Source organism: Amycolatopsis sp. NPDC006131, from assembly GCF_040614175.1.
Lineage (GTDB): Bacteria > Actinomycetota > Actinomycetes > Mycobacteriales > Pseudonocardiaceae > Amycolatopsis_E > Amycolatopsis_E tucumanensis.
In genome coordinates this window covers 1-12,014 of record NZ_JBEXTX010000169.1, presented here as the reverse complement: position 1 = coordinate 12,014, position 12,014 = coordinate 1, and the positions used below count along the sequence as shown (strand labels likewise).

Below are 12,014 nucleotides of genomic sequence, written 5' to 3'. Positions count from 1 at the left end.
ATGTACCCGGTGCTGGCCAAGGTCCGCTACGACAGGCTGGACTCGGTCACCCGCGACCGGAAACTGCTGTGGCCCTCGCTCGTGCTGAACTGGCTCATCGGGCCGGCGCTGATGTTCGCCCTCGCGTGGCTGCTGCTGCCGGACCTGCCCGAGTACCGCACCGGCCTCATCATCGTCGGCCTGGCCCGCTGCATCGCCATGGTCATCATCTGGAACGACCTCGCCTGCGGCGACCGCGAAGCCGCCGCCGTGCTGGTCGCGCTCAACTCGGTGTTCCAGGTGATCATGTTCGGCGCGCTCGGCTGGTTCTACCTGGAGATCCTGCCCGGCCGGCTCGGCCTCGACACCACCAGCCTGTCAGTGTCCGGGTGGCAGATCGCCAAGAGCACGCTGATCTTCCTCGGCATCCCGCTCGTCGCCGGATACCTCACGCGCCGTCTCGGCGAACGAGGCAAGGGCCGCGACTGGTACGAAACCCGGTTCCTGCCGCGCATCGGGCCGGTCGCCCTGTACGGACTGCTGTTCACCATCGTGGTGTTGTTCGCGCTGCAGGGCAACCAGATCACCAGCCGCCCGCTGGACGTCGCCCGCATCGCGCTTCCGCTGCTGGTCTACTTCGGACTCATGTGGGCCGGCTCCTACGCCCTCGGCAAGGCGCTCGGCCTGAACTACGAGCGCACCACCACGCTCGCCTTCACCGCGGCGGGCAACAACTTCGAGCTCGCCATCGCCGTCGCCATCGCGACCTTCGGGGCCACCAGCGGCCAGGCCCTCGCCGGGGTCGTCGGCCCGCTGATCGAGGTGCCGGTGCTGGTCGCGCTCGTCTACGTCTCGCTCGCCCTCCGCCGCCGGTTCACCACAACGGAGACCACCCGATGACCACACCTGAAGTCCTCTTCGTCTGCGTCCACAACGCCGGCCGCTCCCAGATGGCCGCCGCGCTGCTCGACCACCACGCCGCCGGGCGGGTCACCGTGCGCTCCGCCGGCTCCGCCCCCGCCGACACCATCAACCCGGCCGTCGTCGAAGCCATGCGCGAAATCGGCCTCGACCTGTCCAAGGAATTCCCCAAGCCGCTGACCACGGACGCCGTGCGGGCCGCCGACGTCGTGATCACCATGGGCTGCGGCGACGCCTGCCCGGTCTTCCCCGGCAAGCGCTACCTCGACTGGCAGCTCGAAGACCCGGCAGGCAAGGGCGTCGACGCCGTGCGACCGATCCGCGACGAGATCGACCGGCGCGTCCGGGCACTGCTCACCGAATTGGCGGGCAGCTGATCAGCAGGAACGCCGGCGGAGCAGCTCGGTGGTCCGCTCGACCGCGGCGGCCCGCTCGGCGCGGTTGATCGCCAGCGCCCGGACCACCGGGTCTTCGGGGCCGCGGCGGGTCTCGATCTCGGCCATCCGCTCCTCGAACGAGACCGGCTCGCCCCACGGGCTGGTGCTCATGTCGCAGTACCACAACGCGTCCCGCACCGGCCCGCGCTCGTCACCGAACTCGGCGAGCTCCCCGGCCAGCCCGCTCAACGAGGCCACGGCCGCCGCGCCGGAGTGGTGCGCGACCAGCGCGCACACCCGGGACGGAACGCCGAGCCGGGCCAGGAACCGGGCACCGTCGAGCGAGTGCAGCCCGGTGGCCGACACCGGGCTCGCGTACCCGATGTCGTGCAGCCAGGCGGCCGCGACCAGCACCGCGCGCTCGGCGGGCGGCAGGACCGCGGACACCTCGCGCGCCCGCCCGGCCACTCCCCGGGTGTGCTGCCAGCGGCGCGGCAGCTCCCCGGCCAGCAGGATCTCGGCCGTGCCGCGCGCCCAGTCCACCAGGTCCGCGGCGGGCGAGCAGGGCACCACGGGCGTCGCGCGCAGCCGCGCCCGGACGGCGCGTTCCACCAGGATCGGGATGTAGGCCCGCACCGGGGCGCCGTCGAACCGGGCGAACTCGCGCGCCACCCACTCGTGCACCACACCGGGCGCGAACTGCGGCTGCTCCAGCCGCAGAAGCCCTTCCAAACGCCGGATCTCCTGCTCACCCCGGCGCCCGTGGGCGATCTTCTCCAGAGTCCCGGGCACGTGCTCACCCCTTCCACACGGCCCGCGAACGCGGCCGGAGTCACGACCCTGCCAGACGGCTACCCGCGAGTACAGCGCGCTACCCGGAGAAGTGACCTTCGTCCCCGGGCGGCCAGGAGCGGCACCCGGCAGCAGTCGCTGGTGCTCAGTCCGGGCGAAGACCGCGCCACACGAGGTCCACCAGGTCCGCCGTCTGGCGCTGCCAGTCGTCCTCGGGGTCGAGGTGGAGCAGCCCCAGCAGGCTGCGCATCACCGTCTCGACGTCCACCCCGGGGCGGACCAGGCCCGCCTCGACGCCGGCCGTCAGCAGCGCTTCCATCGCCTCGCGGATGGACTGGACGGCGCTGACCGGCAGCGTGCCGCGCTGCGCCGTCGCCTCGGCCAGCGCCTTCGCCAGCCCGCGCTTGGTCATCATGTACGGCGCCAGGTGGTCGGTCACCCAGGTCCGGAACGCCCGGGCCGGCCCGGCGTGCTCGAGCAGCTCCGGCACTACCTCCAGCAGGTGCCGGACCTCCCGCTCGTAGACGGCCAGGATGAGGTCCGCGGCCGCCGGGAAGTGGCGGTACACGGTGCCGACGCCGACCCCGGCGCGCTTGGCGATCGCGTTGAACGACACCTCCCCCGACTCGGCGAGGGTCTGCGCCGCGACGGCGAGGATGCGCTCGTGATTGCGGCGGGTGTCGGCACGCCGTGGGCTGACCGAACCCGTCGTCATTGGTCCCTCCCTCGCCGTTCCGGTGCCGCTTCACGGTAACCCGCCCACCTGGAGCTGCTCCGGGCGTACTCTTCGTTGCGAAGCGGATTGTAATCCGATACCGTCGAGAGCAAGCGGATAAATATCCGCTTCCGTTTCCGGACCCACCACGCCGTCAGGGAAGAGACCCAGTGGACATCTCACTCGAAGTGAACGGCCACCCCGAACACCTGAGCGTCGACCCGGGTGTCACGCTGCTCGACGCGCTACGCGAGCGACTCGGGATCACCGGCCCCAAGAAGGGCTGCGACCGCGGCCAGTGCGGCGCCTGCACCGTGCACGTCGGCGGACGGCCCGTGCTGTCCTGCCTCACGCTCGCCGCCACCGTGACCGAACCGGTCACCACCGTCGAAGGACTGTCCACAGGGGACGAGCTGCACCCCGTGCAGCGGGCCTTCGCCGACCAGGACGCCCTGCAGTGCGGCTTCTGCACGCCGGGGCAGGTCATGTCCGCGGTGGCCGCGGTCGAACAGGACGTCGCGGACGTCCGCGAGTTCATGTCGGGCAACCTGTGCCGCTGCTCGGCGTACCCGAACATCGTCCGCGCCGTGGAGCAGGCGAGGAGGGCCGATGCGAGCCTTTGAGCTGACCGCCCCGGCCACCGTCGCCGAGGCGCTGCACTCCCCCGGCACCTTCCTGGCCGGCGGCACCACGCTCGTCGACCTGATGAAGCTCGACGTCCTGACCCCGCAACGCGTCCTGGACATCAACGGGCTCCCGCTGCGCGGCATCGACACCGGTGACGGGCTGCGGATCGGCGCGCTGGAGCGGATGGCCGACATCGCCGCGCACCCCGGCGTGTACCCGGCGATCTCCCGCGCCCTGCTGCTCAGCGCGTCCCAGCAGCTGCGCAACATGGCCAGCATCGGCGGCAACCTGATGCAGCGCACGCGCTGCACGTACTTCCGCGACGTGACCACGCCCTGCAACCGGCGCGAGCCGGGCAGCGGCTGCCCCGCGCTCGACGGCGCGAACCGGATGCACGCGGTGCTCGGCACGAGCGACAAGTGCGTCGCCACCCACCCCAGTGACGTGGCGGTCGCCCTCGTCGCGTTCGACGCCGGGGTCCGGCTCGCCGGGCCGAACGGCGAGCGCACGGTCAAGCTGACCGACTTCTACCGCACGCCGGGCGACACCCCGCACGTCGAGCACGACCTGCGCCCCGGTGAGCTGATCACCGAGGTCGTCGTGCCGCGTCTGGACTGGGCCACGCACTCCACCTACGTCAAGGTGCGCGACCGGCAGTCCTACGAGTTCGCGCTCTGCTCGGCCGCGGTCGCACTCGACGTGCGGGACGGGATCGTCGCCGACGCGCGGGTCGCGGCAGGCGGCGTGGCCACCATGCCGTGGCGGCTCACCGCCGTCGAGGCGGCCCTGCGCGGGAAGCCGGCGACCGAGGAGTCGTTCACGGCGGCCGCCGCCCTCGCCACCGACGGCGCACGGCCGCTGTCGGAAAACGCTTTCAAGCTGTCCCTGCTGCCGCGGACAATCGTCCGCGCGCTGCTCGAAGTCACCGAGGGGAGCCGCTGATGCCCGCACGGCTGGACGCGCCGCTGAAGGTCACCGGGAGCGCGAAGTACGGCGTGGACCACAACTTCCCGGGCATGGTCTACGGCTACATCGTGGTCAGCACGATCGCGCATGGCGAGATCGAGTCCATGGACGTCACCGCCGCGAAGAGCGCCCCGGGCGTGCTCGGCGTGTACTCCCCCTTCGACCCGCTGGCGCTGAACGCGGTCACGATGCCGATGTTCGGCGAGACGTGGATCCCGCTGCGCGACCGGCAGGTCACCTACGTCGGCCAGCCGATCGGGTTCGTCGTCGCGGAGACGTTCGAGCAGGCGCGGGACGCGGCCATGCTGGTCGAGGTCGCCTACCGGGAGCTGCCCGCCGTGACCTCGCTGGAGGACGGGCTGGCCACGGCCATCGAGGCGTCGCCGGGGCACGTGGACGCGCCGCCGACGCTCAGCGTGCTCGAAGACGGCGTCGAGTCCATCGAGGACGCGATCGCCGCCAGCCCGGTGGTCGTCGACGCGACCTACCGCACGGCGGCGCAGAACCACACCCCGATGGAGCCGCACTCGGCCGTCGCGGTGTGGGACGACGGCACCCTCACCGTCTACAGTGGAAACCAGGGCGCCCACCTGCAGGCCATGGAGCTGGCGATGGCGCTGGGGCTGGAGCCGGCGGCGGTGCGGGCGGTGAACCCGTTCGTGGGCGGCGCGTTCGGCGGCAAGGGCCGCACCTCGGCGCCCGCGTTCCTGGCGGCCGCCGCGTCCCGCGCGCTGGGCAGGCCGGTGAAGGCGTCGCTGACCCGCGAGCAGGTGTTCACGGCGACGGCGGGCCGCGCGGCCACGGTGCAGCGGATCACCCTGGGGGCGGAACGGGACGGCACGCTGGTCGCGCTGCGGCACGACTCGTGGTGCAGCACGGACACCGCGCGCTCGTTCATCGAGCCGACCTCGCACGGCACGTCCCGCGAGTGGTACGCGACGCGCAACCTGCAGATCAGCCAGCGGATCGTGCCGCTGAACCTGCCGCCGACCACGTTCATGCGCGCGCCCGGCGAGGCGCCCGGCTCCTTCGCGCTGGAGAGCGCGATCGACGAGCTGGCCGACGCGCTCGGCATGGATCCGATCGAGCTGCGGCAGCGGAACAACTCGCTCGCCCCGCCCGGCAAAGACCTGCAGTGGTCGAGCAAGCACCTCGACGAGTGCTTCCGCATCGGCGCGCAGCGGTTCGGGTGGGCCGACCGCAGGCCGGGCGGCCGCACCGACGGGGACTGGCTGGTCGGCATGGGCGTGGCCGTGGCGATGTTCCCCGCGCTCCGGTTCCCCGCGTCGGTCGGGATCACGCTCAACGCGGACGACACGGCGGACATCGCGACCAGCGGCGCGGACCCGGGCACCGGCCTGCTGACCGTGCTGTCCCTGGTGGGCGCCGAATCGCTGGACATCCCGGCGGACCGGATCACCCCGCGCCTCGGCGACTCGGCTCTGCCGCCCGGCGGGATGTCCGGCGGGTCCACCGCGACGGCGAGCGCGGGCACGGCGATCATGGCGGGCGCCGGGCAGGTGATCGACGAACTGCTGGCGCTGGCCTCGGCTCCCGGGGCGCCGTTCGCCGGCGAGGAGGTCACCTACGCCGACGGCCGCGTCCACGGCGGCGGCCGGTCGATGACCTTCGGCGAGGTGCTGCGCGCGGTGGGCAGGCCGAGCCTCACCGCGGTCGGGTCGTCGGCGCCGGGCGAGGAGATGACCAAGCACTCGTTCAGCTCGTTCGGCGCGCAGTTCGTCGAGGTCCGGGTGCACCGCCTCACCCGCGAGGCCCGGGTGTCGCGGATGCTCGGGGTCTTCGACGGCGGCCGGATCATCAACGACAAGGCCGCGCGCAGCCAGCTCAGCGGCGGCATGATCTGGGGTGTGTCGGCGGCGCTGCACGAGGGTTTCGAGGTGGAGCGCAGCGGCCGGTTCGCCAACGCCGACCTCGCGGGCTACCTGATCCCGGTGAACGCCGACATCCCGGACATCGAGGTCGAGTTCGTGGAGTACCCGGACACGCTGCACAACGACCTCGGCGCGCGGGGCCTCGGCGAGATCGGCACGGTGGGCGTGGCGGCGGCGGTCGCCAACGCGATCCACAACGCGACCGGCATCCGCGTCCGCCACATCCCGATCCGGATCAAGGACCTGCTGGACTGACCCGCCCGGTTCCGATCAGGGCGACGCCCCGCCCCCGCACGACGACCCGGCTCGAAGGGGTTGCCGGCGGGGGCGAGGGACAGCGCGAGACGCGGATCGCGGCGCACGTCCGGGTCGATGACGGGATGTCCGTTCAGCGGGGGTTGCCGGCGCGCCACGCGACGTAGTCGGCGACCGCCGCGGCGGTGTCGAACGCGGGTGTGAAACCGGTGTCCTGGGTGAGCCGGGTGATGTCGAGGTAGGGGTCGGGACCCGGGCCGTTCTGCCGTCCCGGCCGGACGTCGAGCGCCGGCCCGGACGTGATCGCCCGCAGGGCCTCGGCGAGTTCGCGGTTGGTGAACGGTTCGCCGCGGGACACGTTGTAGGTGTCGTGCCGCAGCGTTTCCGCCGTGGTCAGCATCGCGATCGCGCGCCCCGCGTCGGGCGCGTAGCAGCTGTCGCCGCCGTCGTCGGCGTACAGCGGCTTGGGCTGCTCACCGCGCAGCACCGCGCTGATGCAGGGCGGGATCGGGTTGAACGGCGACTCCGGGTCCATCAACGGACCCCAGGTGCTCCCGATCCGGAGGAGTACCGGCTGCACGCCGCTGCCGCGCAGGGCGTGCGTGGTGAGCGGCTCGACGGCCTTCTTGAACGCGATGATCAGGTGTGGCAGGGCCGCGGACGGCAGCGGGAGTTCCTCGTGCCACGGCACTTCGGTCCGTCCGAAGTAGACGCCGAGGCTGCTGGCGACGGCGAACCGGCGCACGCCCCAGACGCGGGCCGCGTCGAGCGCGTTGAGCAGGCCGGCCGTGTCGGTGCGGAAGAAGGCCACCGGGTCGTCGCCGGGAACGCTGCCGGCGAGGTGGACGATGTCGCCGATGTCGTGGCGGCTGCCGAGGGCGAGAAACGCGTCCCGGTCGGTGACGTCGAGAGCCTCGACGGCGACCTCGCCGGCCAGGAACGACGGCACCTCGGCCCGGTGGTGGGCGGTGCAGACCACCTCCCGGCCGAGGTCGGCGAGCGCGCGGGCGGTGTGGGCGCCGATCATTCCCAGCCCCCCGGTGACGAGAACCTTGGTCATTGCGCTCCTTCGCTGGTGATCGCCTGGGGAAGCCGGAGAACCGGTGCGGGTCGCAGGCGCGCTCGACCGCGGCGACGACACTAGGAGCGGCGCGGCGGCGGCTCTTGAACAAAACGCGCAGGAATCAGACGAGCAGGGGCGCCCGGTCGCGCCGCGCGAGGAACGGCAGGTACGACGCGGAGTGATCGTGGCCGCAGGCGCAGCGTTCGACGTCACCGCCGAGGAGTTCACGCGGGGTGACGCCGGTCAGGCGGAGGCACTCCCGGCTGAGGTGGGCCTGGTGCGGACCGGTGAGCGGGCCGAGCAGCTGCGGGCGGCCGCCGAGCGGGAAGTGGATCTCGACCCCGCCGGTGGGCAGGTGCCGCTGCACGTACGGCGCGTCGCCGGTGCGCTGGATCCAGACCGTGCGCACCACTCCGGCCAGCGCCGGCAACGGCGGCCGCTCGACGTACGACTCCCCCAGGGTCATCTCCGAAGCCAACCGCGCGGGCGCGAACGGCGTCAAGGCACGGTGCTGGAAGCGCGGTCGTCGCGCTCGGGCCGCCGCACCGGGCGCGACGACCGCACGGATCAGGTTCCGGGGCGGTTCCCGGTGGGGATGGTGATCGGCGTGGTCGTCGCCGACGTGCCCTTGTTCAGGAACAGCATCGCGATCGCCCGGATGAACTGGTCGAACATGTAGAACCCGGCGGGCGCGACGGGCAGCAGGCCCTCCCGGAAGGCGATGTAGGCCGGCCACCCGGCGCGGATCAGCCCGGCCGCCGCGTAGTCCCGCCTCAGTCCGAGCCAGTCGCCGATCTCGTCGCTCAGCACGTACCGCACGAACTCGTTCAGGAAACCGCGCGTGACGCCCAGGTCGATCTGCGCGGTCAGCCCCAGCAGGTCCTCGGCCAGCTCCTGGCCCTCGAAGGTCGGCGCGAGCAGCGGGGTGAGCACCGACGCGGACTGCGCGTCCGCCTCGGCCCACGTCTTCGGGATGAACTCCTCCCGCACGCCGAGCAGGTGGATGGCGACCTGCCAGGAGTGCAGGAAGGCCTCCTCGTCCGCGGGCGACATCGGGACCTTCCACTCGATCAGCTTGCGGTGCACGAAGGTGCCCAGGCTGTGGAAGGTGATCAGGATGTCGCCGTTGCTGATCGGGATCCGCTTCTGCTCGTCGGCCACCGCCCGCCAGTGCGGCGACTGCGGCAGCAGGTGCCGTACCGCGGCGTGCACCAGGCGCGTCTTGTTGGCGGTGACCACGAACTGGCCTGAGGGCTCGAACGCGTCGAGGTCGCTCAGGTCGTAGCCGAAGGTGAACGTCTTCGCCGCCCGGTCCTGCATGTCGGCGCCGCCCGCGGACCAGTACACCGATTTGGCCTCCCGCGGGATGACCGTGCTCATGATGCCGCTGCCGAGCCCGTACAGCATGAACAGGTAGGTGTCCTTGCGCCGGTTGAAGTCCGCGGCGCGGCGCAGCTTGACCGGGTCGGCCCAGGTGGGCAGCTTGTTGACCTTCTGCAGCCAAGCTGACAGTTCGGCGGGCAGGCCGGCGGGCAGCGGGTCGCGGTTGTTCACCCAGGACGCCATCGCGGTGTTGACCGCCGGGATGCGGCCCTCGGCGAAGAGCCCGGCCACGACGGCGTCCACCTCGTCGTCCCAGACCCACCACGGGTCGGCGCCCGTGCCGGTGCCCGCCACCGACCCGGCCGGGGACCACGCCCACGCCGGCGTGGCGCTCGCCGCGCCGACCAGACCCAGGGCGACGCCGAGCGACAGTGCTTTCCGTCGGTTGAGATCGGTCATTTACTTACCTAGCTTCCTTGGTAGGTGTGGTGGGGCATTCGTTGCCAGTCGATGAAGAGATTTCTCATTAACATATCGAGCACGGCGGCTGGTCGGCAAGAGGAGCCGCGCGGGGCGTGGTTGACTGGCGCGTATGGCCCAGTTCCCGCGTACGTCCGACGCACGGTGACCGCAGAGCCGGCCGCGGCCGTCCGGCCCCGCAACCGCAGGCAGCTCATCGTCGACGCGGCCGGGCGCGTGTTCAGCGAGCGTGGGTACCACGCGGCGTCGATGGAGGAGATCGCCGCCGGGGTCGGCATCACCGCCGCCGCCCTGTACCGGCACTTCCCGAACAAGTACGCGTTGTTCGCCGAGTGCGCGGACGTCATGGTCGACGGCCTCCTCGCCGCGCTGGACGAGGTGCCCGCCGGAGCGCCCCTGGCCGACGTGCTCGCGGCCGCCACCCGCGTCACCGTCGCCCACCGCGCGTCCGGCGGGCTCTACCGGTGGGAGTCCCGCTACCTCGACCGCGCGGACCGGCGGGTGCTGCGGGGCAAGTTCGCGCGTGTCGTCGAGCGGGTGGCGGAGGCGGTGCGGCGCGAGCACCCGCGGCCCGGCGAGCACCTGCGGGCCGTGGCGGCGCTCGGCGCGATCGGGTCGATCACGATGCACCACACGTCGATCGCCCAGCGGCGGCTGGAGGACGAGCTGCAGCGCTGCGCGCTGCGCGTGGCGGCGGCCGATCCGGAAGCGAGCACCACGCACGCGGTCGAACTCCCCGCGCAACCGGTGGCGCGGACGCGGCGCTCGGAGATCCTCGCGGCCGCCGTGCCGCTGTTCGAACGGGACGGGTTCGCCGCGGTCACCAACGGCCGGATCGCCGAGGCCGTCGGCCTGGTCCCGTCCGCGCTGTACCGCTACTTCCCCGGCAAGGCCGACATCCTCGCGGCGGCGTGCCTGCAGGCGGCGGCGCTCCTGACACAGGCGGTGGACCACAACCTGCGCGGGGTGACCGATCCGCGTGACGCGCTCGCCGCGCTGACGGCCACCTACGTGGCGTACAGCTTCGAGTACAACGCTCTCACCACCGTCGCGAACGCCGAGATCGTCGGGCTGCCGGACGACCTGCGGCGCCCGCTGGTCGCCGCGCAGCGGGACCACATCGCGGTGTGGGAGCAGCACCTGCGGGCGGTGCGGCCGGAGCTCGACTCGCGGCAGGCGCGGGTGCTGGTGCACGCCGGTTTCGGCGTGGTGGTCGAGTCCGGGCGCCGGTTGCGGTGGGAGGACAGCCCGGCGCACCGCGCCACCGTGTCGGCGCTGGTGCTGAGCGCGCTGGGTGCCTGATCCTGGGCGCCTAAGCGGGCCGCAGGAACGCGCGGCGCACCTCGGCGTGCAGGCGGGAGTAGCCGCTGCCGAACGTCACCGTGGCGTGGAACAGGGTTTCCAGCGCCGCCGCCAGCGGGTCGCCCGCCACGGCCGACAGGACCGCGGGCAGGGCCGCGTGCTGCTGCGAAACCCGGTCGTGGCGCCCCTCGTAGGACGGCACCGCCGTGTAGGCGACGCGGTCGTCGCCGTGCAGCCGCTCGAAAACCGCGGCGTGGTCGTCGAACGGCGGCACCGCTACGCCGTCCCCGAGCGCGGCCAGCGCCGGGGCGACCCAGTCGAGGTCGCTCAGGCCGGCCACGTCGCACGCCCGGCGAGCCAGCCACACGGCCACCGCGCGCTGGGTGGTCTCGTCGAGCCGCTCGATCGCGTCGGTCAGATCCCGGTCGAGCCGCGCCAGGATCAGACCGCCGTTCACGCGCTTGAGCCGTTCGCCCGGCGGCCGCCCGCCCCAGCGCCGCGCTTCGGCGGCACGTGCGGCCTCCCGGCGGGCCCGTTCGCGTTTCAGACGTTCCCGCCGGCGGGCTTCCGCCCGCTGCTCCGGAGTGGGTGGCGGCGGCAGCGTCCGGGCGTGCTTGTGCCAGTAGGCGGCGGTCGCGCTGGTCTCCCGGACGACCACGTCGGCCGCCGGGGGCGCGGGCCACAACTGCAGCAGGTACCGGTCGAGCGGGGGTTCGCCGGTCAGCCGGGTGTCCTTCGCCCGCGCCTGCTCAATGCCCGACGCGCAGTACCGCATGCGGTAGTCGACGGGTTCGAGGTCGAGGGGCCAGCTCGCTTCCGCCGCCCACTGCACCAGCTGCACGGCCGCCGTTCGCGGCCGGAACGACACCTCGACGACCTCCTCCCAGTCCTCCCCCACCAGCGCGGGCCCGTCCAGGACCTCCACGGTGAGTTCGACGTTCCCGGTGTGCAGGCCGGTGGTGAGGAACAGCAGGCCGGGCACCGCGGCCCCGCACAGACCGTTCGACTGACCGCCGCGGGCGTCGGTCAGCCCGTCGAAGAACTCGTCGGTCCGGCTCTCCACGTAGAACTGCCCGTAGTGCACGTGCAGCTCACCCTCGAACAACAACGTCACGGCGGCAGTCTGCCAGCAACCCGGGCCGGAAAGCGCTTCCCGGTCCCTAGGTGTCGTGACCTGACAGGTTGTGGAGGGTCAGGGCAGTCGGCTGATGGGTGGGTGGGCTGCTTGGGCGGAGTGTGGGCGTTCAGTGTTGTAGTGCTGGACCCAGGTGGGCAAGGCTGTCAGGCGGTGGGTGTTGGAGGTCCAGGGCTGGGCGTAGGCG

13 protein-coding genes are annotated in these 12,014 nt (G+C 72.5%); 6 read left to right on the top strand and 7 right to left on the bottom strand.

Annotated features, from left to right (window positions below; translation table 11 throughout):
- Positions 1-879 (top strand): ACR3 family arsenite efflux transporter (gene arsB, locus ABZ215_RS41340; protein ID WP_354956233.1); only part of this gene is annotated, 879 nt, incomplete at its 5' end.
- Entirely contained in the window at positions 876-1,277 is a 402-nt protein-coding gene (locus ABZ215_RS41335) for an arsenate reductase ArsC (RefSeq protein WP_237340118.1), read from the top strand. The genes arsB and ABZ215_RS41335, both read left to right, overlap by 4 nt.
- Here the strand turns inward: ABZ215_RS41335 and ABZ215_RS41330 are convergent, their stop codons facing one another.
- Positions 1,278-2,069 carry an HD domain-containing protein gene (locus ABZ215_RS41330; protein ID WP_354956231.1) on the bottom strand — a complete coding sequence of 264 codons (792 nt, stop codon included), beginning with the start codon at positions 2,067-2,069 and terminating at the stop codon, positions 1,278-1,280. It abuts the gene before it with no gap.
- Positions 2,070-2,214: 145 nt separating this feature from the next.
- Positions 2,215-2,784: a TetR/AcrR family transcriptional regulator gene (locus tag ABZ215_RS41325; protein ID WP_020418980.1), complete on the bottom strand. Its 570-nt coding sequence runs from the start codon at positions 2,782-2,784 to the stop codon at positions 2,215-2,217.
- Between the two features lie 170 nt (positions 2,785-2,954).
- Between ABZ215_RS41325 and ABZ215_RS41320 the strand changes: the two genes are divergently transcribed.
- Genes ABZ215_RS41320 through ABZ215_RS41310 form a run of 3 tightly spaced genes read left to right on the top strand, consistent with a single transcriptional unit; the run spans position 2,955 to position 6,524 of the window.
- Entirely contained in the window at positions 2,955-3,407 is a 453-nt protein-coding gene (locus ABZ215_RS41320; RefSeq protein ID WP_020418979.1) for a (2Fe-2S)-binding protein, read from the top strand.
- Positions 3,394-4,353, top strand: coding sequence for a xanthine dehydrogenase family protein subunit M (locus ABZ215_RS41315; protein WP_354956228.1), 960 nt, complete (start codon positions 3,394-3,396; stop codon positions 4,351-4,353). Before ABZ215_RS41320 ends, ABZ215_RS41315 begins: the two co-directional genes overlap by 14 nt.
- On the top strand, positions 4,353-6,524 hold the full coding sequence (locus ABZ215_RS41310; RefSeq protein WP_354956226.1) for a xanthine dehydrogenase family protein molybdopterin-binding subunit: 2,172 nt from the start codon (positions 4,353-4,355) through the stop codon (positions 6,522-6,524). Before ABZ215_RS41315 ends, ABZ215_RS41310 begins: the two co-directional genes overlap by 1 nt.
- 133 nt (positions 6,525-6,657) lie before the next feature.
- On the opposite strand, the gene ABZ215_RS41305 is transcribed toward ABZ215_RS41310, so the two are convergent.
- The 3 genes from ABZ215_RS41305 to ABZ215_RS41295 form a co-directional block, all read right to left on the bottom strand.
- Positions 6,658-7,584 carry an NAD(P)-dependent oxidoreductase gene (locus tag ABZ215_RS41305; protein ID WP_354709850.1) on the bottom strand — a complete coding sequence of 309 codons (927 nt, stop codon included), beginning with the start codon at positions 7,582-7,584 and terminating at the stop codon, positions 6,658-6,660.
- A 124-nt stretch (positions 7,585-7,708) separates the two neighbouring features.
- On the bottom strand, positions 7,709-8,053 hold the full coding sequence (locus ABZ215_RS41300; protein ID WP_354956224.1) for a DUF6597 domain-containing transcriptional factor: 345 nt from the start codon (positions 8,051-8,053) through the stop codon (positions 7,709-7,711).
- 101 nt (positions 8,054-8,154) lie between these two features.
- Positions 8,155-9,369: an oxygenase MpaB family protein gene (locus tag ABZ215_RS41295; protein WP_020418973.1), complete on the bottom strand. Its 1,215-nt coding sequence runs from the start codon at positions 9,367-9,369 to the stop codon at positions 8,155-8,157.
- Positions 9,370-9,534: 165 nt separating this feature from the next.
- Here ABZ215_RS41295 and ABZ215_RS41290 point away from each other — a divergent pair, with 165 nt between their 5' ends.
- Positions 9,535-10,692 (top strand): helix-turn-helix domain-containing protein, encoded by a 1,158-nt coding sequence (locus ABZ215_RS41290; RefSeq protein WP_354956222.1) that lies wholly within the window; start codon positions 9,535-9,537, stop codon positions 10,690-10,692.
- Positions 10,693-10,702: 10 nt separating this feature from the next.
- Here ABZ215_RS41290 and ABZ215_RS41285 read toward each other — a convergent pair whose 3' ends face one another.
- Positions 10,703-11,806: a hypothetical protein gene (locus ABZ215_RS41285; RefSeq protein ID WP_354956220.1), complete on the bottom strand. Its 1,104-nt coding sequence runs from the start codon at positions 11,804-11,806 to the stop codon at positions 10,703-10,705.
- Between the two features lie 78 nt (positions 11,807-11,884).
- On the bottom strand, positions 11,885-12,014 hold a 130-nt coding region (locus tag ABZ215_RS41280; protein WP_354956235.1), incomplete at its 5' end, for an integrase core domain-containing protein.

What these genes read in the sequence shown, in the direction of transcription:
- ABZ215_RS41325 (WP_020418980.1), bottom strand. Translation starts at nt 2,784, where the DNA reads ATGACGACGGGTTCGGTCAGCCCACGGCGTGCCGACACCCGCCGCAAT.
- ABZ215_RS41315 (WP_354956228.1), top strand. Translation starts at nt 3,394, where the DNA reads ATGCGAGCCTTTGAGCTGACCGCCCCGGCCACCGTCGCCGAGGCGCTG.
- ABZ215_RS41305 (WP_354709850.1), bottom strand. Translation starts at nt 7,584, where the DNA reads ATGACCAAGGTTCTCGTCACCGGGGGGCTGGGAATGATCGGCGCCCAC.
- ABZ215_RS41310 (WP_354956226.1), top strand. Translation starts at nt 4,353, where the DNA reads ATGCCCGCACGGCTGGACGCGCCGCTGAAGGTCACCGGGAGCGCGAAG.
- ABZ215_RS41335 (WP_237340118.1), top strand. Translation starts at nt 876, where the DNA reads ATGACCACACCTGAAGTCCTCTTCGTCTGCGTCCACAACGCCGGCCGC.
- ABZ215_RS41300 (WP_354956224.1), bottom strand. Translation starts at nt 8,053, where the DNA reads ATGACCCTGGGGGAGTCGTACGTCGAGCGGCCGCCGTTGCCGGCGCTG.
- ABZ215_RS41295 (WP_020418973.1), bottom strand. Translation starts at nt 9,369, where the DNA reads ATGACCGATCTCAACCGACGGAAAGCACTGTCGCTCGGCGTCGCCCTG.